The 19,549-nt window shown below is 46.2% G+C and carries 34 protein-coding genes; 32 read left to right on the forward strand and 2 right to left on the reverse strand.

Annotated features, from left to right (window positions below; genetic code table 11):
* The first annotated feature begins 99 nt into the window (after positions 1-99).
* The 32 genes from rpsL (at position 100) to rplQ (ending at position 18,419) form a co-directional block, all read left to right on the forward strand.
* Positions 100-474: a 30S ribosomal protein S12 gene (rpsL, locus tag FW758_RS19125; RefSeq protein WP_006083605.1), complete on the forward strand. Its 375-nt coding sequence runs from the start codon at positions 100-102 to the stop codon at positions 472-474.
* 81 nt (positions 475-555) lie between these two features.
* Complete coding sequence (gene rpsG, locus FW758_RS19130) at positions 556-1,026, forward strand: 30S ribosomal protein S7 (RefSeq protein WP_006083604.1); 471 nt, start codon at positions 556-558, stop codon at positions 1,024-1,026.
* Positions 1,027-1,104: 78 nt separating this feature from the next.
* Positions 1,105-3,201: an elongation factor G gene (gene fusA / locus FW758_RS19135; protein WP_107949761.1), complete on the forward strand. Its 2,097-nt coding sequence runs from the start codon at positions 1,105-1,107 to the stop codon at positions 3,199-3,201.
* Positions 3,202-3,273: 72 nt separating this feature from the next.
* On the forward strand, positions 3,274-4,458 hold the full coding sequence (gene tuf, locus FW758_RS19140; RefSeq protein WP_006087508.1) for an elongation factor Tu: 1,185 nt from the start codon (positions 3,274-3,276) through the stop codon (positions 4,456-4,458).
* Positions 4,459-4,793: 335 nt separating this feature from the next.
* Complete coding sequence (rpsJ, locus tag FW758_RS19145; protein WP_006083601.1) at positions 4,794-5,105, forward strand: 30S ribosomal protein S10; 312 nt, start codon at positions 4,794-4,796, stop codon at positions 5,103-5,105.
* A gap of 30 nt (positions 5,106-5,135) precedes the next feature.
* Complete coding sequence (rplC, locus tag FW758_RS19150; protein ID WP_006083600.1) at positions 5,136-5,774, forward strand: 50S ribosomal protein L3; 639 nt, start codon at positions 5,136-5,138, stop codon at positions 5,772-5,774.
* Between the two features lie 17 nt (positions 5,775-5,791).
* On the forward strand, positions 5,792-6,397 hold the full coding sequence (rplD, locus tag FW758_RS19155; RefSeq protein ID WP_006083599.1) for a 50S ribosomal protein L4: 606 nt from the start codon (positions 5,792-5,794) through the stop codon (positions 6,395-6,397).
* Entirely contained in the window at positions 6,397-6,699 is a 303-nt protein-coding gene (rplW, locus tag FW758_RS19160) for a 50S ribosomal protein L23 (RefSeq protein WP_025008843.1), read from the forward strand. The genes rplD and rplW overlap by 1 nt, the downstream gene beginning before the upstream one ends.
* A gap of 16 nt (positions 6,700-6,715) precedes the next feature.
* On the forward strand, positions 6,716-7,540 hold the full coding sequence (gene rplB / locus FW758_RS19165; RefSeq protein ID WP_006083597.1) for a 50S ribosomal protein L2: 825 nt from the start codon (positions 6,716-6,718) through the stop codon (positions 7,538-7,540).
* Positions 7,541-7,554: 14 nt separating this feature from the next.
* Complete coding sequence (gene rpsS, locus FW758_RS19170) at positions 7,555-7,833, forward strand: 30S ribosomal protein S19 (protein ID WP_006083596.1); 279 nt, start codon at positions 7,555-7,557, stop codon at positions 7,831-7,833.
* Between the two features lie 15 nt (positions 7,834-7,848).
* Positions 7,849-8,181, forward strand: a complete 333-nt coding sequence (gene rplV / locus FW758_RS19175; RefSeq protein ID WP_006083595.1) for a 50S ribosomal protein L22 — start codon at positions 7,849-7,851, stop codon at positions 8,179-8,181.
* 9 nt (positions 8,182-8,190) lie between these two features.
* Entirely contained in the window at positions 8,191-8,883 is a 693-nt protein-coding gene (gene rpsC / locus FW758_RS19180) for a 30S ribosomal protein S3 (RefSeq protein WP_006083594.1), read from the forward strand.
* An 11-nt stretch (positions 8,884-8,894) separates the two neighbouring features.
* On the forward strand, positions 8,895-9,305 hold the full coding sequence (rplP, locus tag FW758_RS19185; protein ID WP_006083593.1) for a 50S ribosomal protein L16: 411 nt from the start codon (positions 8,895-8,897) through the stop codon (positions 9,303-9,305).
* A complete protein-coding gene (gene rpmC / locus FW758_RS19190) occupies positions 9,305-9,496 on the forward strand; it encodes a 50S ribosomal protein L29 (RefSeq protein WP_006083592.1) in 192 nt (63 codons plus the stop codon). Before rplP ends, rpmC begins: the two co-directional genes overlap by 1 nt.
* Positions 9,496-9,744, forward strand: a complete 249-nt coding sequence (gene rpsQ, locus FW758_RS19195; RefSeq protein ID WP_006083591.1) for a 30S ribosomal protein S17 — start codon at positions 9,496-9,498, stop codon at positions 9,742-9,744. The genes rpmC and rpsQ overlap by 1 nt, the downstream gene beginning before the upstream one ends.
* A 180-nt stretch (positions 9,745-9,924) precedes the next feature.
* Entirely contained in the window at positions 9,925-10,293 is a 369-nt protein-coding gene (gene rplN, locus FW758_RS19200; protein ID WP_006083590.1) for a 50S ribosomal protein L14, read from the forward strand.
* 11 nt (positions 10,294-10,304) lie between these two features.
* On the forward strand, positions 10,305-10,619 hold the full coding sequence (rplX, locus tag FW758_RS19205) for a 50S ribosomal protein L24 (RefSeq protein ID WP_006083589.1): 315 nt from the start codon (positions 10,305-10,307) through the stop codon (positions 10,617-10,619).
* 12 nt (positions 10,620-10,631) lie between these two features.
* A complete protein-coding gene (gene rplE, locus FW758_RS19210; RefSeq protein WP_006083588.1) occupies positions 10,632-11,171 on the forward strand; it encodes a 50S ribosomal protein L5 in 540 nt (179 codons plus the stop codon).
* 10 nt (positions 11,172-11,181) lie between these two features.
* Complete coding sequence (rpsN, locus tag FW758_RS19215) at positions 11,182-11,487, forward strand: 30S ribosomal protein S14 (RefSeq protein WP_006083587.1); 306 nt, start codon at positions 11,182-11,184, stop codon at positions 11,485-11,487.
* Between the two features lie 24 nt (positions 11,488-11,511).
* Positions 11,512-11,904, forward strand: coding sequence for a 30S ribosomal protein S8 (gene rpsH / locus FW758_RS19220; RefSeq protein ID WP_006083586.1), 393 nt, complete (start codon positions 11,512-11,514; stop codon positions 11,902-11,904).
* Positions 11,905-11,914: 10 nt separating this feature from the next.
* Positions 11,915-12,448, forward strand: a complete 534-nt coding sequence (rplF, locus tag FW758_RS19225; protein WP_006083585.1) for a 50S ribosomal protein L6 — start codon at positions 11,915-11,917, stop codon at positions 12,446-12,448.
* Between the two features lie 10 nt (positions 12,449-12,458).
* Positions 12,459-12,809 carry a 50S ribosomal protein L18 gene (gene rplR, locus FW758_RS19230; protein ID WP_006083584.1) on the forward strand — a complete coding sequence of 117 codons (351 nt, stop codon included), beginning with the start codon at positions 12,459-12,461 and terminating at the stop codon, positions 12,807-12,809.
* Between the two features lie 11 nt (positions 12,810-12,820).
* The gene (rpsE, locus tag FW758_RS19235) at positions 12,821-13,324 is read left to right on the forward strand and encodes a 30S ribosomal protein S5 (protein ID WP_006083583.1); all 504 of its coding nucleotides are present in this window, start codon (positions 12,821-12,823) and stop codon (positions 13,322-13,324) included.
* Between the two features lie 6 nt (positions 13,325-13,330).
* Positions 13,331-13,513, forward strand: coding sequence for a 50S ribosomal protein L30 (gene rpmD / locus FW758_RS19240; RefSeq protein ID WP_006083582.1), 183 nt, complete (start codon positions 13,331-13,333; stop codon positions 13,511-13,513).
* 3 nt (positions 13,514-13,516) lie between these two features.
* A complete protein-coding gene (gene rplO, locus FW758_RS19245) occupies positions 13,517-13,951 on the forward strand; it encodes a 50S ribosomal protein L15 (RefSeq protein ID WP_006083581.1) in 435 nt (144 codons plus the stop codon).
* Positions 13,952-13,958: 7 nt separating this feature from the next.
* Positions 13,959-15,299, forward strand: coding sequence for a preprotein translocase subunit SecY (secY, locus tag FW758_RS19250; RefSeq protein WP_006083580.1), 1,341 nt, complete (start codon positions 13,959-13,961; stop codon positions 15,297-15,299).
* Between the two features lie 21 nt (positions 15,300-15,320).
* On the forward strand, positions 15,321-15,434 hold the full coding sequence (gene rpmJ, locus FW758_RS19255; protein WP_006083579.1) for a 50S ribosomal protein L36: 114 nt from the start codon (positions 15,321-15,323) through the stop codon (positions 15,432-15,434).
* Positions 15,435-15,551: 117 nt separating this feature from the next.
* Positions 15,552-15,908, forward strand: coding sequence for a 30S ribosomal protein S13 (gene rpsM / locus FW758_RS19260; RefSeq protein ID WP_006083578.1), 357 nt, complete (start codon positions 15,552-15,554; stop codon positions 15,906-15,908).
* A gap of 15 nt (positions 15,909-15,923) precedes the next feature.
* Positions 15,924-16,316: a 30S ribosomal protein S11 gene (gene rpsK, locus FW758_RS19265; protein ID WP_006083577.1), complete on the forward strand. Its 393-nt coding sequence runs from the start codon at positions 15,924-15,926 to the stop codon at positions 16,314-16,316.
* Positions 16,317-16,348: 32 nt separating this feature from the next.
* The gene (rpsD, locus tag FW758_RS19270; protein ID WP_006083575.1) at positions 16,349-16,969 is read left to right on the forward strand and encodes a 30S ribosomal protein S4; all 621 of its coding nucleotides are present in this window, start codon (positions 16,349-16,351) and stop codon (positions 16,967-16,969) included.
* A gap of 24 nt (positions 16,970-16,993) precedes the next feature.
* Positions 16,994-17,983 (forward strand): DNA-directed RNA polymerase subunit alpha, encoded by a 990-nt coding sequence (locus tag FW758_RS19275; RefSeq protein WP_006083574.1) that lies wholly within the window; start codon positions 16,994-16,996, stop codon positions 17,981-17,983.
* 40 nt (positions 17,984-18,023) lie between these two features.
* Positions 18,024-18,419: a 50S ribosomal protein L17 gene (rplQ, locus tag FW758_RS19280; RefSeq protein ID WP_006083573.1), complete on the forward strand. Its 396-nt coding sequence runs from the start codon at positions 18,024-18,026 to the stop codon at positions 18,417-18,419.
* Between the two features lie 60 nt (positions 18,420-18,479).
* On the opposite strand, the gene FW758_RS19285 is transcribed toward rplQ, so the two are convergent.
* Together FW758_RS19285 and FW758_RS19290 are read right to left on the reverse strand one after the other, a co-directional pair.
* Positions 18,480-18,632 (reverse strand): hypothetical protein, encoded by a 153-nt coding sequence (locus FW758_RS19285; protein WP_446446232.1) that lies wholly within the window; start codon positions 18,630-18,632, stop codon positions 18,480-18,482.
* A gap of 70 nt (positions 18,633-18,702) precedes the next feature.
* A complete protein-coding gene (locus tag FW758_RS19290) occupies positions 18,703-19,488 on the reverse strand; it encodes a hypothetical protein (protein WP_446446233.1) in 786 nt (261 codons plus the stop codon).
* Positions 19,489-19,549: the final 61 nt, after the last annotated feature.

Here is a 19,549-nt window from a genome sequence, read left to right on the forward strand (position 1 = left end):
TCAGGCATTACCTTTCTAAAATTCCGCGTCCCACCATTGTGGGATATAGATTTTTCACACCTTATCGTTGAGTTTGATTCAACTGACTCGGAGCTATACATGGCAACTGTAAACCAGTTGGTACGTAAGCCACGCGCGCCAAAAGTCGACAAGACTAACGTGCCTGCGTTGAATGCGTGCCCGCAAAAACGTGGTGTTTGTACACGTGTGTACACAACTACCCCTAAAAAACCTAACTCTGCACTACGTAAAGTAGCTCGTGTGCGTCTAACTAACGGTTTCGAAGTGACTTCGTACATCGGCGGTGAAGGCCACAACCTGCAGGAACATAGCGTGATCTTAATCCGTGGTGGTCGTGTTAAAGACTTACCAGGTGTGCGTTATCACACTATTCGTGGCGCATTAGACTGTGCAGGCGTGACTTCACGTCGCCAAAGCCGTTCTAAATACGGTGCTAAGCGTCCTAAGTCTTAACTTATCCGTTAAGTAAGGCCAAGCTAGTTTTATTTTGAGAATTCCAGTTTTGGAAATCCCTGAAGCATACGGAGAATTGTTATGCCAAGACGTCGCGTTGTAGGACAACGTAAAATCCTACCAGATCCAAAGTTTCACAGTGAGTTGCTGGCTAAGTTCATCAACGTCATTATGCAAGACGGCAAAAAGTCGACTGCAGAAAAAATTATTTACAAGGCACTAGATGTTGTCGCTGAAAAGAAAAGCGAATCACATCTGACTATCCTTGAAGCAGCCCTGGACAACGTTCGCCCATCAGTCGAAGTTAAATCTCGTCGCGTTGGTGGTTCTACTTACCAGGTACCATGTGAAGTTCGTCCTGTGCGTCGTAACGCACTGGCGATGCGCTGGTTAGTTGAAGCTGCTCGTAAGCGTGGTGAAAAATCTATGGCTTTACGTCTGGCAGGTGAAATGCTGGATGCGTCTGAAAACAAAGGTACAGCTGTTAAGAAGCGTGAAGACGTGCATCGCATGGCTGAAGCTAACAAAGCCTTTGCTCATTACCGTTGGTAATATGATGGTGTGGGCTTAGGCCCACACCATAGTTGTTGATATTGCCAAGGCTTAGGTCTTGGTGGAGAGGGTATAATCGTGGCTCGTACAACCCCAATTGAGCGTTATCGTAATATCGGTATTTGTGCTCATGTTGACGCAGGTAAAACCACCACAACAGAACGTGTTCTGTTCTATACCGGTTTGTCTCATAAAATCGGTGAGGTGCATGACGGCGCCGCTACCACAGACTGGATGGTTCAAGAGCAAGAGCGTGGTATCACTATCACCTCGGCTGCGGTAACCACATTCTGGCGTGGTATGGATGCTCAATTCACTGAACACCGCATCAATATCATCGATACCCCTGGTCACGTTGACTTTACTATTGAAGTTGAACGGTCTCTGCGCGTCCTCGACGGCGCTGTTGTCGTTTTCTGTGGTTCATCTGGTGTTGAACCTCAGTCAGAAACAGTGTGGCGTCAAGCTGATAAATACCGCGTTCCACGCTTAGTATTTGTCAACAAGATGGACCGTGCAGGTGCAGACTTTGAACGTGTAGTGAAGCAAATTAGAACTCGTCTTGGAGCCACTTGTGTGCCTATTCAATTGAATATTGGTGCAGAAGAAAACTTCAAAGGCGTGATCGACTTAATCAAGATGAAAGCAATTAACTGGAATGAATCAGACCAGGGTATGACTTTCACTTATGAGGAGATCCCTGCAGAGTTAGCGGCTAAAGCGGCTGAAATGCATGAGTATCTAGTTGAAGTAGCCGCCGAATCTTCGGACGAGCTGATGGATAAGTACCTTGAAGAAGGCACCCTATCAGAAGACGAGATTAAAAAGGCACTACGTCAGCGTACTATAAATAATGAAATCGTTTTAGCGACTTGTGGTTCTGCATTTAAGAACAAAGGCGTTCAAGCGGTACTTGATGCGGTTATTGAATTCTTGCCAGCGCCAATTGATGTGCCTCCAATTAAGGGCATCGATGAGAACGACCAAGAAGTAGAGCGCCCATCAGATGACAATGCGCCTTTTGCTGCATTGGCATTTAAGATTGCTACAGATCCATTCGTAGGAACTTTGACCTTTATTCGCGTGTACTCAGGCGTACTCGAATCAGGTTCGGGCGTTTACAACTCTGTGAAACAGAAGCGTGAACGCGTAGGTCGTATGGTGCAAATGCATGCAAACGATCGTACTGAACTGAAAGAAGTCCGTGCTGGTGATATCGCAGCGGCGATTGGTCTAAAAGAAGTGACTACGGGTGATACGCTTTGTGATAACGATCATAGAGTGATCTTGGAACGTATGGAGTTCCCAGAGCCAGTAATTACCATTGCCGTTGAGCCTAAGTCAAAAGCCGACCAGGACAAAATGGGTATCGCGTTGCAAAAGCTTGCAGCGGAAGATCCATCATTCCGAGTTGAAACTGACGAAGAATCATCACAAACTCTGATTTCGGGTATGGGTGAGTTACACTTAGACATCATCGTCGACCGTATGCGTCGCGAATTCGGTGTTGAATGTAACGTAGGTAAGCCACAAGTGGCCTACCGCGAAACTATCCGAGCATCAGTAGAAGCTGAAGGTAAATTTGTACGCCAATCAGGTGGTCGTGGACAATTCGGTCACGTTTGGTTAAAACTAGAGCCTAATGAAGAAGGCGCTGGTTACGAATTTGTCAATGCAGTTGTGGGAGGTGTGATTCCTCGTGAATTCATTCCTGCGGTTGATAAAGGTATCCAAGAACAGATGAAGAATGGCGTTCTCGCTGGCTTCCCTGTGTTGGACGTGAAGGTCACTCTGTTCGACGGTTCATATCATGATGTGGACTCGAATGAGATGGCGTTCAAAATTGCAGGTTCTATGGGCTTCAAAAAGGGTGCGCTTGAAGCGAATCCGGCGTTGCTCGAACCTTGCATGAAAGTAGAAGTAACTACTCCTGAAAATTATATGGGTGACGTCGTTGGTGATTTAAACCGTCGTCGTGGCTTGATTGAAGGGATGGATGATGGCTTTGGTGGCATCAAAATAGTCCATGCTGTAGTGCCTCTTTCTGAAATGTTTGGTTATGCAACTGATTTGCGCTCTGCTACACAGGGTCGCGCTTCATACTCTATGGAGTTTTTGAAGTACTCTGATGCACCGCAAAACATTGCAAAAGCGATTATTGAATCTCGTAGCTAATATCCAGTTACGACATAAATGTTATTATGGTCCAGCACTGACTGGACTATTCTGAAAAGAAAGGAATATATCGTGGCAAAAGCTAAATTTGAACGTATTAAGCCTCACGTAAACGTGGGCACCATTGGTCACGTTGACCATGGTAAAACCACACTGACTGCAGCTATCTCTCACGTACTGGCTAAGACCTACGGTGGCGAAGCTAAAGACTTCTCTCAAATCGATAACGCTCCAGAAGAGCGTGAGCGCGGTATTACAATCAATACCTCTCACATCGAATACGATACTCCAACTCGTCACTACGCACACGTAGACTGCCCAGGCCATGCTGACTATGTTAAAAACATGATCACTGGTGCTGCACAGATGGACGGCGCGATTTTAGTAGTTGCTTCTACAGACGGTCCAATGCCACAGACTCGTGAGCACATCCTGCTTTCTCGTCAGGTTGGCGTACCGTACATCATCGTGTTCATGAACAAATGTGACATGGTAGATGACGAAGAATTACTGGAATTGGTAGAAATGGAAGTGCGTGAACTTCTGTCAGAATACGATTTCCCAGGTGATGACTTACCAGTAATCCAAGGTTCAGCTCTGAAGGCGCTAGAAGGCCAACCAGAGTGGGAAGCTAAGATTATTGAACTGGCTAACGCACTGGATTCTTACATTCCAGAACCACAACGTGACATCGATAAGCCGTTCCTACTGCCAATCGAAGACGTATTCTCAATCTCTGGCCGTGGTACTGTAGTAACTGGCCGTGTTGAGCGTGGTATTGTTAAAGTGGGTGACGAAGTTGAAATCGTTGGTGTTCGCACTACGACTAAAACAACGTGTACTGGCGTAGAAATGTTCCGTAAGCTGCTTGACGAAGGTCGTGCAGGTGAGAACTGTGGTGTGTTATTACGTGGTACTAAGCGTGATGACGTAGAACGTGGTCAAGTATTGGCTAAACCAGGTTCAATCAACCCACACACCACTTTTGAATCAGAAGTTTATGTTCTGTCAAAAGAAGAAGGCGGACGTCACACTCCATTCTTCAAAGGCTACCGTCCACAGTTCTACTTCCGTACAACTGACGTAACCGGTACTATCGAACTGCCAGAAGGCGTAGAGATGGTAATGCCTGGCGACAACATCAAAATGGTAGTTACTCTGATTTGCCCAATCGCGATGGACGAAGGTTTACGCTTCGCAATCCGTGAAGGTGGTCGTACAGTAGGTGCTGGTGTAGTAGCTAAAATCATTGCTTAATAGCGATAGAGATTAGTTTGAAAAGGAAGCTTCGGCTTCCTTTTTTGTTTTAGGGGCTGGTTTTATCCACAAATTTGTGTAAAATGCTCGCCACTCTGAAGTTAAATAGTTATTTGATGACTATTTACACAGCGGGCTTGATATCCGGATTTAGATAGGTATAATGGCCCCCTCGTCGACCTAGGTCGACGAATTAAATGATTAGTCGCTTAAGTTAATCATTATCATAGCGGCTCCGATTGGGAGTCGAACGGTTAAATCATCTCGCTCTGCTTTTCTATATAGAAGAAGCTAGAGGGTGATTTTTTATATGTCCATTTTAGGAGCTCTGGTCAATGCAGAACCAAAGAATCCGTATCCGCTTAAAGGGATTTGATCATCGCTTAATTGATCAATCTACAGCGGAAATCGTTGAAACTGCTAAGCGTACAGGCGCTCAAGTACGTGGTCCAATTCCACTACCTACGCGTAAAGAGCGTTATACCATTTTGATCTCTCCGCACGTTAATAAAGATGCTCGTGACCAGTACGAATTACGTACACACAAGCGCCTGGTTGACATCGTAGAGCCAACTGAAAAGACTGTAGACGCGTTAATGCGTTTAGATCTTGCGGCTGGTGTCGACGTACAGATTAGCTTGGGTTAATTGAGATCCTAGTAAGAAGAGGTTTGAGAGATGGCTATCGGTCTTATTGGTCGTAAAGTTGGTATGACTCGCATCTTCACTGAAGATGGTGTTTCAATACCAGTTACTGTAATTGAAGTTGCAGGCAACCGTGTTACTCAAGTGAAAACTTTAGAAACTGACGGCTACCGTGCACTTCAAGTTACAACTGGCACCAAAAAAGCCAATCGCATCACTAAACCAGAAGCAGGTCACTTTGCCAAGAGCGGCGTTGAAGCCGGTCGTGGTTTGTGGGAAATGCGTTTGGTAGACGGTGAAGGCGAGGGCATTGAAGTTGGTGCTGAGCTAAATGTTGATATTTTCGCAGACGTAGCGAAAGTAGATGTTACTGGTCAATCTAAAGGTAAAGGTTTCCAAGGCGGCGTTAAGCGTTGGAACTTCCGTACTCAAGATATGACTCACGGTAACTCTTTGTCGCACCGCTCGAATGGTTCTATCGGTCAGAACCAAACGCCTGGTCGCGTATTCAAAGGCAAAAAAATGTCAGGCCATATGGGTGCCGAGCGTGTTACTACTCAAAATCTAGTTGTAGTTCGTGTAGATGTTGAGCGTAACCTGCTACTAGTCCGTGGCGCTGTTCCTGGCGCTACCAATGGCGACTTGATTATCAAGCCTGCCGTTAAAGCTTAAGGTCTGAGGAGATAGTAATGGAATTGGTATTGAAAGACGCGCAAAGCGCTCTTGAAGTTTCCGAAACTACCTTCGGCCGTGACTTTAACGAGGCACTGGTTCATCAGGTAGTTGTAGCATACGCTGCAAACGCGCGTCAGGGCACTCGTGCTCAAAAGACTCGTGCGGAAGTAACTGGCTCAGGCAAAAAGCCTTGGCGCCAAAAAGGAACTGGCCGTGCTCGTGCTGGTTCTGTTAAAGGCCCAATCTGGCGTGGCGGTGGCGTAACATTCGCTGCTAAAACCCAAGATCATAGCCAAAAAGTTAACAAAAAGATGTACCGCGGCGCGCTGAAAAGCATTTTGTCTGAATTGGTACGTCAAGAGCGTCTGGTTGTTGTTGAATCTTTCGGTGTTGAAGCTCCTAAAACTAAAGAGCTGAAAGCTAAATTGAAAGCAATGAACCTTGAAGACGTTCTGATTGTGACTGCAGAAGTTGATGAGAACTTATTCTTAGCAGCTCGTAACCTGTACAAAGTTGACGTTCGTGACGTAGCGGGTCTTGACCCAGTTAGTCTGATCGCGTTCAACACTGTGCTTGTGACTGCTGACGCAGTGAAGCAAATCGAGGAGATGCTAGCATGATGATCCGCGAAGAACGTTTGCTAAAAGTTATTCTCGCTCCACACATCTCTGAAAAGAGCACTGTGAACGCTGAGAAGCACAACACTGTTGTTTTCCGCGTAGCTATCGATGCAACTAAAGCTGAAATTAAAGCTGCTGTTGCTAAGCTATTTGAAGTTGAAGTTGATTCAGTTCGCACTTTAGTAAGCAAAGGCAAAACTAAACGCACTGGTGGCCGTACTGGTCGTCGTAGCGATTGGAAAAAAGCCTATGTAACTCTAGCTGCTGGTGCTGACATCGATTTCGTCGGCGGCGCTGAGTAAGCAAAGGAGAATTATCATGGCAGTTATTAAGTGTAAGCCAACCTCTCCAGGTCGTCGCCACGTTGTTAAAGTGGTGAACACTGACCTGCATAAGGGTAAACCCTTTGCTGGCCTGTTGGCGAAAAAATCTAAAAGTGGTGGCCGTAACAATACTGGCCGTATCACTGTCCGTCACGTAGGTGGTGGTCATAAGCAGCATTATCGTCTAATCGACTTCAAACGCGATAAAGATGGTATCCCTGCAAAGATTGAGCGTCTGGAATACGATCCAAACCGTACAGCTAACATCGCGTTAGTACTGTATGCGGATGGTGAACGTCGTTATATTCTTGCTGCCAAAGGCATGCAAGCTGGCGACAAAATCCAGTCTGGTGTTGCTGCCGAGATCAAAACCGGTAACGCAATGCCACTGCGCAACATCCCAGTAGGTTCTGTAGTTCACGCAGTTGAAATGAAGCCTGGTAAAGGTGCTCAGATCGCTCGTTCTGCAGGTGCTTATGTACAAGTTGTTGCTCGTGATGGCGCATATGCCACTCTACGTCTTCGCTCTGGCGAAATGCGTAAAGTGCCAGTTGATTGCCGCGCGACATTTGGTGAAGTTGGTAATGCCGAACACATGCTACGCCAGTTAGGTAAAGCAGGTGCTAAACGCTGGAGAGGCATACGCCCTACAGTACGTGGTGTTGCAATGAACCCAGTAGACCATCCACACGGTGGTGGTGAAGGCCGTACTTCTGGTGGTCGTCACCCAGTGACTCCATGGGGTGTGCCAACTAAGGGTTATAAAACTCGTAGTAACAAGCGCACTGACAAGTACATCGTACGTCGTCGTAATAAATAGTAAGAGGATTCGCCATGCCACGTTCTCTCAAGAAAGGTCCCTTCATTGACCTGCACTTGCTGAAGAAGGTAGAGAAAGCGATGGAAGCCGGTGACAAAAAGCCTATTAAGACTTGGTCACGTCGCTCTATGATCATTCCAAATATGATTGGTTTGACCATCGCTGTCCATAATGGTCGTCAGCACGTTCCTGTGTTCGTAACTGACGAAATGATCGGCCACAAACTTGGTGAATTTTCACCAACTCGCACTTATCGTGGCCATGCCGCTGATAAGAAAGCGAAGAAGCGTTAATACGGGAGGAATAAGATGGAAGTTTTAGCTAAACATCGTTTTGCCCGTACGTCTGCGCAGAAGGCCCGTCTGGTTGCTGATCAAATTCGTGGTTTGCCTGTTGCTAAGGCACTCGAAATTTTGACTTTCAGCCCCAAGAAAGCCGCCGTACTGGTTAAAAAAGTACTTGACTCAGCTATCGCAAACGCCGAACACAACGAAGGCGCGGATATTGATGAGCTTAAAGTAGGAGCCGTCTTCGTAGATGAAGGCCCGACTATGAAGCGTATCATGCCACGTGCTAAAGGCCGCGCTGATCGTATCATGAAGCGTACCAGCCACATTACTGTGGTTGTATCAGATCGCTAGGAGAGAGCAATGGGACAGAAAGTACATCCTAATGGTATCCGTCTGGGTATCACCAAGCCTTGGATCTCTACCTGGTACGCAGATAAATCAGATTACGCAAGTAACCTGAACAGCGACTGGGAAGTGCGTAAGTTTCTTGTAGAGAAATTACAAGCTGCTTCAGTATCTAAGATTGTTATCGAGCGTCCAGCGAAAAGCATCCGCGTTACCATTCACACTGCCCGTCCAGGTGTTGTGATCGGTAAGAAAGGTGAAGACGTTGAAGTATTGCGTGCTGCAGTGTCAAAACTTGCTGGCACTCCTGCTCAAATTAACATCGCTGAGATCCGTAAACCTGAGCTAGATGCCAAATTAGTTGCTGACTCAATTGCACAGCAATTAGAGCGTCGCGTAATGTTCCGTCGTGCTATGAAGCGCGCAGTTCAAAACGCAATGCGTATTGGTGCTCAAGGTATCAAAGTACAAGTTAGTGGCCGTTTAGGCGGAGCTGAGATTGCGCGTGACGAGTGGTATCGTGAGGGTCGTGTACCTTTACATACTTTGCGTGCTGATATCGACTATTCTACATCTGAAAGTCACACCCAATACGGTGTGATTGGCGTTAAAGTTTGGATCTTCAAAGGTGAAGTTCTAGATGGAATGCTGCCACAGATTGAAGAACCGAAGCAGCAGCAACCTAAGCGCAAGCCTCGTGGTAAATAGGAGAGCCGGCAATGCTGCAACCTAAACGTATGAAGTTTCGCAAGATGTTCAAAGGCCGCAACCGCGGTCTAGCGAACGGTACCGAAGTTAGCTTTGGTACTTTTGGTCTGAAAGCAGTCGGCCGTGGCCGTTTAACTGCCCGTCAGATCGAATCTGCACGTCGTGCCATGACACGTCACATTAAGCGTCAGGGACAAATTTGGATTCGAGTTTTCCCGGACAAGCCGATTACCTCTAAGCCTCTTGAAGTGCGTATGGGTAAAGGTAAAGGTAACGTTGAATACTGGGTATGTCAGATTCAACCTGGTAAGGTTCTTTATGAGATGAATGGTGTTTCTGAAGTGATCGCTCGTGAAGCGTTTGCTTTGGCTGCTGCCAAGCTTCCAATTAAGACTACCTTCGTAACTAAGACGGTGATGTAATGAAAGCGAGCGAACTGAGAGAAAAAAGCGTTGAAGAACTGAACGCTGAACTACTTGGTCTGCTGCGTGAGCAGTTTAACCTGCGTATGCAACACGCCACTGGTCAGTTGACTCAGACTAATCAACTGAAATTGGTGCGCCGTAACATTGCGCGCGTTAAGACCATTATTACTTCTAAGGCGGGTGCATAATGTCTGATAAAATCCGTACTTTGCAGGGTCGTGTAACTAGCAACAAAATGGACAAGTCCATTACTGTTGCTATCGAACGCCAAGTGAAACACCCAATTTATGGGAAATACATTAAGCGTACGACGAAGATCCATGCACATGACGAAACTAATCAGTGCAATGAAGGCGATTTAGTAGCGATTCGCGAATGTCGTCCTTTGTCTAAGACTAAGTCTTGGACCCTGGTTGAAGTAGTATCAAAGGCCTAAGTTAATTAGGTATTTAGGTAAACGGCTCCAGAATGTGGGGCCGTTTGTTTTTTAATACTATACATTCCACTTTTATGGTGTTATATTTGCGCGCCATTTTTGACTAAATTAATAGCAAAAATGAGTGTTTTTATTGTCCCATAGTGGGAATTGTGTAGTAACGATAGCGGAGCACTTAAAATGATCCAAATGCAATCGACTCTTGACGTTGCTTGTAACAGCGGCGCACGCAGAGTTCAGTGTATTAAGGTCTTGGGTGGCTCTCATCGTCGTTATGCCGGTATCGGCGACATCATCAAAGTTTCTGTTAAAGAAGCGATTCCTCGCGCTAAAGCGAAGAAAGGCGATGTGTATAACGCGGTGGTAGTCCGTACTAAGAAAGGCGTACGTCGTCCAGACGGTTCTGTCATTCGCTTCGATCGGAATGCAGCTGTTCTTTTGAACAACAACCTGCAGCCGATTGGTACTCGTATCTTTGGACCAGTGACACGTGAATTGCGTAATGAGCAATTTATGAAAATTGTCTCGCTGGCACCAGAAGTACTGTAAGGAGCTTCAAAATGGCAGCTAAAATACGTCGTGAAGACGAAGTGATTGTATTAGCAGGTAAAGACAAGGGTAAACGTGCAAAAGTTTCTCAAGTCCTTCCTACTGGTAAATTGATTGTTGAAGGCATCAATCTTGTCAAAAAACACCAAAAGCCAAACCCACAATTGGGCGTAGCTGGCGGTATTGTTGAGAAAGAAGCACCGATACAAGCATCAAATGTAGCGATTTTCAACTCTGCCACTGGCAAAGCTGATCGCGTTGGTTTCCGCTTTGAAGACGGCAAAAAAGTTCGTTTCTTCAAATCGAACAGTGAACTCGTTAAGTAATTGGAGTAAACGATGGCGAAACTGCATGATAAATACCAAGAGACTGTTGTCGCTGAACTTGCTAAAAAGTTCGGTTATACCAGTGTCATGCAAGTCCCTCGGATTGAGAAAATCACCCTAAACATGGGTGTTGGCGAAGCTGTTGCAGACAAGAAAATCATGGACCATGCTGTCCGTGATATGACTGCAATCGCTGGTCAAAAACCAGTAGTGACTGTAGCTCGTAAGTCAGTTGCTGGTTTTAAAATCCGTGAAGGCTACCCTATTGGCTGTAAAGTTACCCTACGCGGTGAGCGTATGTGGGAATTCTTAGAGCGTTTAGTCGATATCGCAATCCCACGTATTCGTGACTTCCGTGGCTTAAGCGCTAAAGCGTTTGACGGCCGTGGTAACTACGCAATGGGCGTGCGTGAGCAGATCATCTTCCCAGAAATCGATTACGATAAAATCGATAAGATTCGTGGTATGGATATTGTTATCACTACTACTGCGAAGAATGATGAAGAAGGTCGTGCTTTGTTAGACGCTTTTAACTTCCCATTCAAGAAATAAGGGTAGCGTAATGGCAAAAACATCAATGAAAGCACGTGAAGCTAAACGTGCACAGCTCGTGGCCAAGTACGCTGAAAAGCGTGCGGCTCTTAAGACTATCATTGCAAGTCCAGCTTCTTCTGACGAAGATCGTTGGGATGCGGTACTTAAGCTGCAAGCTCTACCACGTGATTCCAGCGCTGCGCGTCAACGCAATCGTTGTAATCAAACTGGTCGCCCTCATGGCTTCTTACGTAAATTCGGCTTAAGCCGTATCAAATTACGTGAAGCAACCATGCGTGGTGAAGTTCCTGGCCTGCGTAAGGCCAGCTGGTAAGCACTTGTCACGGAGTAAGCTAATATGAGCATGCAAGATCCTATTGCGGATATGTTAACCCGTATTCGTAACGGCCAAGCTGCTAACCACGTATCGGTGAAGATGCCTTCAGCTAAGTTGAAAGTCGCAATTGCGAAACTACTTAAAGATGAAGGTTATATCGCTGATTACGCCGTAGCAGATGAAGCCAAGCCTGAACTGGAAGTTACTTTAAAGTATTTCCAAGGCCAACCAGTCGTTGAGACTATCCAGCGTGTAAGTCGTCCTGGTCTTCGTATTTACAAAGGTAAAAACGAACTTCCAAAGGTGATGGGCGGTCTGGGTGTCGCAATTGTGTCCACTTCTAAAGGCTTGATGACTGATCGTGCCGCCCGCCTTGCAGGCATGGGTGGCGAGGTTATCTGCTACGTAGCTTAAGGAGCTAGGAATGTCTCGTGTAGCAAAAGCACCAGTATCTATTCCAGCTGGCGTAGAGGTGACCTTGAACGAACAGACCCTTACCGTCAAAGGCGGAAAAGGTAGTCTGACTCGAGTGATCAACAATGCGGTCAATGTTGTTATTGAAGCTGGCGTAGTTAAGTTCCTCCCTGTTGAAGGCGTTTCTAACGCTTGGGCACAGGCTGGTACAACTCGTGCATTAGTAAACAACATGGTTGTTGGTGTATCTCAAGGTTTTGAGCGTAAATTAAAGTTAGTTGGCGTTGGTTACCGTGCGAAACTCGTCGGTTCTGACATTGACCTTACTTTAGGTTTCTCTCATCCGTTAGTACACAAACTGCCCGCAGGCGTTACTGCAGAGTGCCCTAGCCAAACTGACATCGTCCTACGTGGCGTTGATAAACAGTTAATTGGCCAAGTCGCTGCTGAGATTCGCGGATATCGTCCACCAGAGCCATATAAAGGCAAGGGTGTTCGCTATGACGACGAAGTAGTACGCCGTAAAGAGGCTAAGAAGAAGTAGGTAACGCGATATGGATAAGAAAACATCTCGCTTACGTCGCGCTACTCGCGCTCGTAAGAAGATCCAAGAGCTGGGCGTGAACCGTCTGGTTGTACATCGTACACCGCGTCACATTTATGCTCAGGTGATCAATCCTGAAGCTCAGGTGTTGGCAGCTGCTTCAACCGTAGAAAAAGCGGTTAAAGAGCTACTGAAGAGTACCGGTAACGTAGACGCAGCGAAAGCAGTAGGTAAATTTGTTGCTGAGCGCGCGATCGAAAAAGGCGTAACTTCAGTTGCGTTCGATCGTTCTGGTTTCAAGTATCACGGTCGTGTAGCTGCTTTAGCAGATGCAGCTCGTGAAGCTGGCCTGAAGTTCTAAGGGGTTATAAAATGGCTAAATTAGAAGCTCAGCAAAAAGACGATCTGCAAGAGAAATTGATTGCAGTTAATCGTGTTTCTAAAGTAGTTAAGGGCGGTCGTATCTTTAGCTTCACAGCACTGACAGTAGTGGGTGACGGTAACGGTAAGATTGGCTATGGCTATGGCAAAGCACGTGAAGTTCCAGCAGCGATTCAAAAAGCTATGGAAAAAGCTCGTCGTAACATTGTGACCGTTGAGTTGAATGCAGGTACTCTGCATCACCCAGTTAAAGGTCGTCATACTGGTTCTCTTGTGTACATGCAACCTGCATCACAAGGTACTGGTATTATTGCCGGTGGCGCAATGCGTGCCGTATTGGAAGTAGCAGGCGTTCATAACGTTCTGTCAAAAGCATACGGTTCTACTAACCCGATCAACATCGTTCGCGCGACTGTCGATGCTTTGGTGCACATGAAGTCACCTTCGCAAATCGCAGCTAAGCGTGGCCTGAATGTTGACGAAATTCGGGGGTAATGCACCATGGCAACTAAAACTGTAAAAGTTACTCAAACTAAAAGCGGTATCGGTCGTTTACCGAAGCACCGTGCAACCCTAACGGGTCTTGGTTTGCGTCGCATTGGTCACACTGTTGAATTAGAAGATACTCCTTCAGTTCGCGGTATGATCAACAAGGTCTACTACATGGTTAAGGTGGAGGATTAATAGATGCGTTTAAATACTCTATCTCCAGCTGCAGGCTCTAAGCATGCACCAAAGCGTGTAGGCCGTGGTATGGGCTCAGGTCTAGGTAAAACAGCGGGTCGTGGTCATAAAGGCCAAAAGTCTCGTTCTGGTGGCGGTGTACGCCCAGGATTTGAAGGTGGTCAAATGCCACTTAAAATCCGTTTACCTAAATTTGGTTTTACCTCGCGTCGCGCTATGGTAACAGCTGAAGTTCGTGTACTCGAACTGGCAAAAGTTAACGGTGATGTTATCGACTTAAACGCTCTGAAAGATGCGAACGTTATAACTCGCAACATCCAGTTTGCGAAAATTGTTCTTTCAGGTACCATTGAGCGCCCTGTGACTGTTAAAGGTCTGAAGGTAACCAAAGGTGCACGTGCAGCTATTGAAGCTGCCGGCGGTAAGATCGAGGAATAATACGTCGATGGCAAAACCAGGACTTGATTTAAAAAGCGCGAAAGGTGGACTTTCAGAATTGAAAGCTCGCCTCCTGTTCGTGATTGGTGCGATTATCGTCTTTAGAGCCGGTTCGTTTGTGCCAATTCCTGGTATTGACGCAGCTGTATTAGCAGAGCTGTTTGCTCAGCAAAAAGGGACCATCCTGGGCATGTTTAACATGTTCTCGGGTGGCGCCCTTTCGCGTGCCTCTATCTTTGCATTAGGTATCATGCCGTATATTTCGGCATCGATTATCATGCAACTGTTGACTGTCGTACATCCTGCACTCGCTGAATTGAAAAAAGAAGGCGAATCAGGTCGTAAGAAAATCAGTCAATATACCAGATGGGGTACCTTAGTGCTGGGTACATTCCAGTCGGTCGGTATTGCAACCGGGTTACCAAACTTAGTGCCAGGCCTCGTGGTCAACATTGGATTTGGGTTCTACTTTGTTGCGGTTGTGAGCTTAGTGACGGGAACTATGTTCCTTATGTGGCTAGGTGAGCAGATTACCGAACGTGGTATAGGTAACGGTATCTCGATTTTAATTTTCGCAGGTATTGTTGCTGGATTACCTTCCGCTATCGGCCAAACGGCTGAGCAGGCGCGTCAAGGTGACTTGAATGTGTTAGTATTGTTGTTGCTCGCGGTAATTGTGTTTGCAGTGACTTATTTTGTAGTGTTTGTGGAACGTGGTCAGCGTCGTATCGTCGTTAACTATGCTAAGCGTCAGCAGGGCCGTAAGGTGTTCGCTGCGCAAAGTACCCACTTACCGCTTAAAATAAACATGGCAGGTGTTATTCCGCCAATTTTTGCGTCAAGCATCATTTTGTTCCCTGGAACACTGGCTCAGTGGTTCGGTCAAAATGAATCCATGTCATGGTTAAGTGATTTTTCACTGGCTGTGTCACCTGGACAACCGCTTTACTCATTATTATATGCAACAGCGATTATCTTTTTCTGTTTCTTCTATACTGCGTTGGTATTTAACCCACGCGAAACAGCAGATAACTTGAAGAAGAGTGGCGCATTCATCCCTGGGATCCGTCCTGGAGAACAGACTTCGCGTTACATTGATAAAGTTATGACCCGTTTGACATTGGCAGGCGCGTTATACATAACCTTTATCTGCTTAATTCCGGAGTTCATGTTAATCGCGTGGAAAGTACAGTTCTATTTTGGCGGTACTTCACTACTCATTATGGTAGTCGTGATCATGGACTTCATGGCTCAGGTTCAGACGCATATGATGTCTCATCAGTATGAGTCTGTGATGAAGAAAGCTAACCTAGTAAACAAAGCGAATTTAGATCGCTTTGGTCGCTAAGTAGCTTTACGGAGTGATGAAATGAAAGTTCGAGCTTCCGTGAAGAAGATCTGCCGTAACTGCAAGATCGTCAAGCGTAGTGGCGTTGTACGCGTTATCTGTGTTGAACCAAAACACAAACAGCGTCAAGGCTAAAAAGTAATTTGTTCAGCCCATGAATTGGGCTGAACAAAATTTAGTTTGCAAATCTGTTGACTGTCGAGTATCCTTTCGGGCTTTTCGCAGTTGGCCTTTAACTTTAAGGAGTGCATAGTGGCCCGTATCGCTGGCATTAACATTCCTGATCAAAAGCATACAGTCATCGCATTGACTGCTATTTTCGGCATCGGCCGTACTCGCGCTAGAGCAATCTGCGCGGCTACAGCAATCGCTGAAACTGCTAAGATCAAGGAATTGAGCGAAGCTCAAATAGATATACTACGCGAAGAAGTCGCCAAATACATTGTAGAAGGTGACTTACGTCGTGAGATTTCAATGAACATCAAGCGTCTTATGGATCTTGGTTGTTATCGTGGTCTCCGCCATCGCCGTAGCCTGCCTCTCCGTGGGCAACGTACTAAGACCAATGCGCGTACGCGTAAAGGTCCACGTAAACCTATTAGAAAGTAACGGGAAGGTAAAGCAATGGCTAAAGTTCCGTCACGTTCTCCGCGTAAGCGCGTACGTAAACAGGTTGCAGATGGCATGGCTCATATCCATGCTTCTTTCAACAACACTATTGTCACCATTACAGATCGTCAAGGTAATGCGTTGTCATGGGCTACTTCAGGTGGTTCAGGTTTCCGTGGTTCACGTAAATCTACTCCATTTGCTGCACAGGTGGCTGCTGAGCGTGCAGGTGCTGCTGCTCAAGACTACGGTTTAAAAAACCTTGAAGTGTTTGTGAAGGGTCCAGGTCCAGGTCGTGAGTCAGCCATTCGTGCGCTGAACGCTGTTGGTTATAAAATTACCAACATTACCGATGTGACGCCGATCCCTCATAATGGTTGTCGTCCTCCTAAAAAGCGTCGTGTATAACGCCGTTTCGTTAGGATAGTTGGAGAAAGATCATGGCAAGATACTTGGGTCCCAAGCTCAAGCTCAGCCGCCGAGAAGGTACAGACCTTTTCTTAAAAAGCGGTGTGAGAGCAATCGATTCAAAGTGTAAACTGGAAACTGCACCTGGACAACATGGCGCTCGTAAGCCACGTTTGTCAGAGTACGGTACTCAGTTACGCGAAAAACAAAAAGTTCGTCGTATTTACGGTGTGTTAGAAAAACAATTCCGTAACTATTACAAAGATGCTGCACGTACTAAAGGCAACACAGGTGAAAACCTGCTTCAGCTTTTAGAAACCCGTCTTGATAACGTCGTTTATCGTATGGGCTTCGGTGCAACTCGTGCAGAATCACGTCAGCTAGTAAGCCATAAATCAATTATGGTTAACGGTCGTGTTGTTAACATTCCATCATTCAAAGTGTCTGCGAATGATGTTGTGAGCATCCGCGAGAAGTCACGTACTCAAGCTCGTATTAAAGCGGCTTTAGAAGTGGCAGCTCAACGCGAGAAGCCTACATGGGTTGAAGTCGACAATGCGAAAATGGAAGGTGCTTTCAAGCGCGTTCCAGAACGTAGCGATTTGTCTGCGGAAATTAACGAACAGCTGATCGTCGAGCTTTACTCTAAGTAAGGCTAACAAACAAGAGAGGACACAATGCAGGGTTCTGTTACAGAATTTCTTAAACCGCGTCTCGTTGATATCGAGCAGGTTAACTCAACACGTGCCAAGGTTACATTGGAACCACTTGAGCGTGGTTTCGGCCACACTTTAGGTAACGCGTTGCGTCGCATCCTATTGTCGTCTATGCCCGGCTGCGCGGTTACCGAAGTCGAGATTGACGGTGTACTGCACGAATACAGCAGTAAGGAAGGCGTTCAAGAAGATATCCTTGAGATCTTGTTAAACCTGAAAGGGTTAGCAGTGACTATCGAGGGTAAAGACGAGGCTATGCTTACGTTGAGCAAGTCCGGCGCAGGCCCTGTCATCGCAGCAGATATCACGCATGATGGTGATGTCACTATCGTGAATCCTGATCATATTATCTGTCACCTGACAGGTAACAATGATATCAGCATGCGTATTCGCGTTGAGCGTGGTCGTGGCTATGTACCAGCATCTGCTCGTGCACAGACTGAAGACGATGATCGCCCAATCGGCCGCTTGCTGGTTGATGCTTCTTTCTCGCCAGTTGCACGTATTGCCTACAATGTAGAAGCAGCACGTGTAGAACAGCGTACTGACTTAGATAAACTCGTTATCGATATGACCACAAACGGTACTATCGATCCTGAGGAAGCTATCCGTCGTTCTGCAACTATTCTGGCTGAACAGCTAGATGCGTTTGTTGAATTACGTGACGTGACTGAGCCAGAGCTGAAAGAAGAGAAACCGGAATTCGATCCGATTCTGCTGCGTCCTGTCGACGATTTAGAGCTAACTGTACGTTCGGCTAACTGCTTGAAAGCCGAAGCGATTCATTACATCGGAGATCTGGTACAGCGCACTGAAGTTGAGTTGCTGAAGACCCCTAACTTAGGTAAGAAATCTCTTACTGAAATTAAGGACGTTTTAGCTTCTCGCGGACTGTCGTTAGGTATGCGTTTGGAAAATTGGCCTCCAGCCAGTTTAGCAGACGACCTATAAGTCTCAGGTTTGTACAGATTTAGGTTATAAGGATTAGGTCATGCGCCATCGTAAGAGTGGTCGTCAACTAAACCGTAACAGCAGTCATCGCCAAGCCATGTTTCGCAACATGGCAGGTTCACTAGTTCGTCATGAGATCATCAAGACAACTGTGGCTAAAGCGAAAGAACTGCGTCGCGTAGTTGAGCCTCTGATAACACTTGCTAAGAGTGACAGCGTTGCAAACCGTCGTTTAGCGTTTGCACGTACTCGCGACGCTGAAGTCGTAGGTAAGTTATTTACTGAGTTGGGTCCACGTTACCAGGAACGTCCTGGTGGCTATACCCGTATCCTTAAGTGCGGTTTACGTGCTGGTGATAAAGCCCCTATGGCTTACATCGAGCTAGTTGGCCGTCCAGAAGCTGCTCAAGCTGTTGATGTTGAAGCTGCTGAGTAATTAAGGTTACACTTTTAAAAAGCCGGGCGAATGCTCGGCTTTTTTATGTCTTATTTTTCGTTACTTCACCCAGAGTGTATTTTTCTCGATTTCTTTCGGTAGGCTAATATTCCATTTGGCCAAGCCTTGCTGACTGAACATGTATTTCCCAAGATCATCTGTTACTGGAAAGATGTTTTCGGGTTTCTCGCCAGCCAGTATTTTTAACGCCATATTCGCTGCTAATTCGCCATGATGATAGCCATCGAGTACGTAACCTCCAATATTGCCCTCGGAGGAGACGCTAAATCCCCAAAATCCGAAATTCGGTACCGGTGTATGTTCTGATATCCATTTTAGGAGCTGATCCGCATCCACAGAACTTTTTTCTGCATCCCTCACTTGTGTGGTAGAGTGCCACGACAATGGCGTTATAGCCTTGCTCCTTCGCCGTCAGTACCTGTTGCTGCCAATCTGCGAGCTGTGACAATTGCACCAAATTCACTTCGATATCACCCAAAATACTTGAGTGTTGTTTGCTGATGTATTCTGCAGCTGAGTCTGAGGTAACACCTTGGTCAAATAGGACTAGTATTTTACGGTGCACAGTCTGTGGGAGTAAGCGTTGAATGAGGAGGAGTGAGTGTCGTAGCAGCGGCCTTTCTATGACACCGGTAAAACGCTTATGCTCGTTTAGATGATACTCCCTAGGGTTCATATTCACCCCGAGATAGACCACTGGAATTAAGCTGTCATTGAGGCGCTGATGCAACAGGTTAACCGCATTATCATCAGCGAGAATAACCAGTTGAGGTGCTTGGCTTTGGATGTACTTCCACGCTAAATCAGCTCTTTCGGCAAATTGCTCCTTTGGTAAACGCTTGGTATCCATTTCGAAATAACTCACATTGTGCAGGGGGCTAAGCGTGTCATTAATCGCTCGGTAGTATTCTTGGTCCCATTGATATCCATGGTGATAGCTTTCGATCACGATCACTTTAGCTGCATTGGCGTTCTGCGAGAGACTCACAAGGCATAAGAGTAGGGCAACACAATGCAAGTTTATGTTTAATGGTGTTATTTGAATCATACGCAGTCTTAGGTTTTGAAGCTGCCTTGAGTATAGTTCACCTTTAATTATCTAGATTAAG

It is taken from the genome of Shewanella sp. 1180_01 (assembly GCF_052850535.1).

What these genes read in the sequence shown, in the direction of transcription:
- rpsE (WP_006083583.1), top strand. Translation starts at nt 12,821, where the DNA reads ATGGCTAAATTAGAAGCTCAGCAAAAAGACGATCTGCAAGAGAAATTG.
- rplQ (WP_006083573.1), top strand. Translation starts at nt 18,024, where the DNA reads ATGCGCCATCGTAAGAGTGGTCGTCAACTAAACCGTAACAGCAGTCAT.
- FW758_RS19275 (WP_006083574.1), top strand. Translation starts at nt 16,994, where the DNA reads ATGCAGGGTTCTGTTACAGAATTTCTTAAACCGCGTCTCGTTGATATC.
- rpsC (WP_006083594.1), top strand. Translation starts at nt 8,191, where the DNA reads ATGGGACAGAAAGTACATCCTAATGGTATCCGTCTGGGTATCACCAAG.
- rpmD (WP_006083582.1), top strand. Translation starts at nt 13,331, where the DNA reads ATGGCAACTAAAACTGTAAAAGTTACTCAAACTAAAAGCGGTATCGGT.
- rplF (WP_006083585.1), top strand. Translation starts at nt 11,915, where the DNA reads ATGTCTCGTGTAGCAAAAGCACCAGTATCTATTCCAGCTGGCGTAGAG.
- rpsN (WP_006083587.1), top strand. Translation starts at nt 11,182, where the DNA reads ATGGCAAAAACATCAATGAAAGCACGTGAAGCTAAACGTGCACAGCTC.
- rpsG (WP_006083604.1), top strand. Translation starts at nt 556, where the DNA reads ATGCCAAGACGTCGCGTTGTAGGACAACGTAAAATCCTACCAGATCCA.
- FW758_RS19290 (WP_446446233.1), bottom strand. Translation starts at nt 19,488, where the DNA reads ATGATTCAAATAACACCATTAAACATAAACTTGCATTGTGTTGCCCTA.
- secY (WP_006083580.1), top strand. Translation starts at nt 13,959, where the DNA reads ATGGCAAAACCAGGACTTGATTTAAAAAGCGCGAAAGGTGGACTTTCA.
- rpmJ (WP_006083579.1), top strand. Translation starts at nt 15,321, where the DNA reads ATGAAAGTTCGAGCTTCCGTGAAGAAGATCTGCCGTAACTGCAAGATC.
- rpsS (WP_006083596.1), top strand. Translation starts at nt 7,555, where the DNA reads ATGCCACGTTCTCTCAAGAAAGGTCCCTTCATTGACCTGCACTTGCTG.
- rplR (WP_006083584.1), top strand. Translation starts at nt 12,459, where the DNA reads ATGGATAAGAAAACATCTCGCTTACGTCGCGCTACTCGCGCTCGTAAG.
- rpsD (WP_006083575.1), top strand. Translation starts at nt 16,349, where the DNA reads ATGGCAAGATACTTGGGTCCCAAGCTCAAGCTCAGCCGCCGAGAAGGT.
- rplX (WP_006083589.1), top strand. Translation starts at nt 10,305, where the DNA reads ATGGCAGCTAAAATACGTCGTGAAGACGAAGTGATTGTATTAGCAGGT.
- rpmC (WP_006083592.1), top strand. Translation starts at nt 9,305, where the DNA reads ATGAAAGCGAGCGAACTGAGAGAAAAAAGCGTTGAAGAACTGAACGCT.
- rplE (WP_006083588.1), top strand. Translation starts at nt 10,632, where the DNA reads ATGGCGAAACTGCATGATAAATACCAAGAGACTGTTGTCGCTGAACTT.
- rpsK (WP_006083577.1), top strand. Translation starts at nt 15,924, where the DNA reads ATGGCTAAAGTTCCGTCACGTTCTCCGCGTAAGCGCGTACGTAAACAG.
- rplO (WP_006083581.1), top strand. Translation starts at nt 13,517, where the DNA reads ATGCGTTTAAATACTCTATCTCCAGCTGCAGGCTCTAAGCATGCACCA.
- rplP (WP_006083593.1), top strand. Translation starts at nt 8,895, where the DNA reads ATGCTGCAACCTAAACGTATGAAGTTTCGCAAGATGTTCAAAGGCCGC.
- rpsQ (WP_006083591.1), top strand. Translation starts at nt 9,496, where the DNA reads ATGTCTGATAAAATCCGTACTTTGCAGGGTCGTGTAACTAGCAACAAA.
- rplW (WP_025008843.1), top strand. Translation starts at nt 6,397, where the DNA reads ATGATCCGCGAAGAACGTTTGCTAAAAGTTATTCTCGCTCCACACATC.
- rpsL (WP_006083605.1), top strand. Translation starts at nt 100, where the DNA reads ATGGCAACTGTAAACCAGTTGGTACGTAAGCCACGCGCGCCAAAAGTC.
- rplB (WP_006083597.1), top strand. Translation starts at nt 6,716, where the DNA reads ATGGCAGTTATTAAGTGTAAGCCAACCTCTCCAGGTCGTCGCCACGTT.
- rplC (WP_006083600.1), top strand. Translation starts at nt 5,136, where the DNA reads ATGGCTATCGGTCTTATTGGTCGTAAAGTTGGTATGACTCGCATCTTC.
- rplN (WP_006083590.1), top strand. Translation starts at nt 9,925, where the DNA reads ATGATCCAAATGCAATCGACTCTTGACGTTGCTTGTAACAGCGGCGCA.
- rpsJ (WP_006083601.1), top strand. Translation starts at nt 4,794, where the DNA reads ATGCAGAACCAAAGAATCCGTATCCGCTTAAAGGGATTTGATCATCGC.
- rpsH (WP_006083586.1), top strand. Translation starts at nt 11,512, where the DNA reads ATGAGCATGCAAGATCCTATTGCGGATATGTTAACCCGTATTCGTAAC.
- rplV (WP_006083595.1), top strand. Translation starts at nt 7,849, where the DNA reads ATGGAAGTTTTAGCTAAACATCGTTTTGCCCGTACGTCTGCGCAGAAG.
- FW758_RS19285 (WP_446446232.1), bottom strand. Translation starts at nt 18,632, where the DNA reads ATGGCGTTAAAAATACTGGCTGGCGAGAAACCCGAAAACATCTTTCCA.
- rplD (WP_006083599.1), top strand. Translation starts at nt 5,792, where the DNA reads ATGGAATTGGTATTGAAAGACGCGCAAAGCGCTCTTGAAGTTTCCGAA.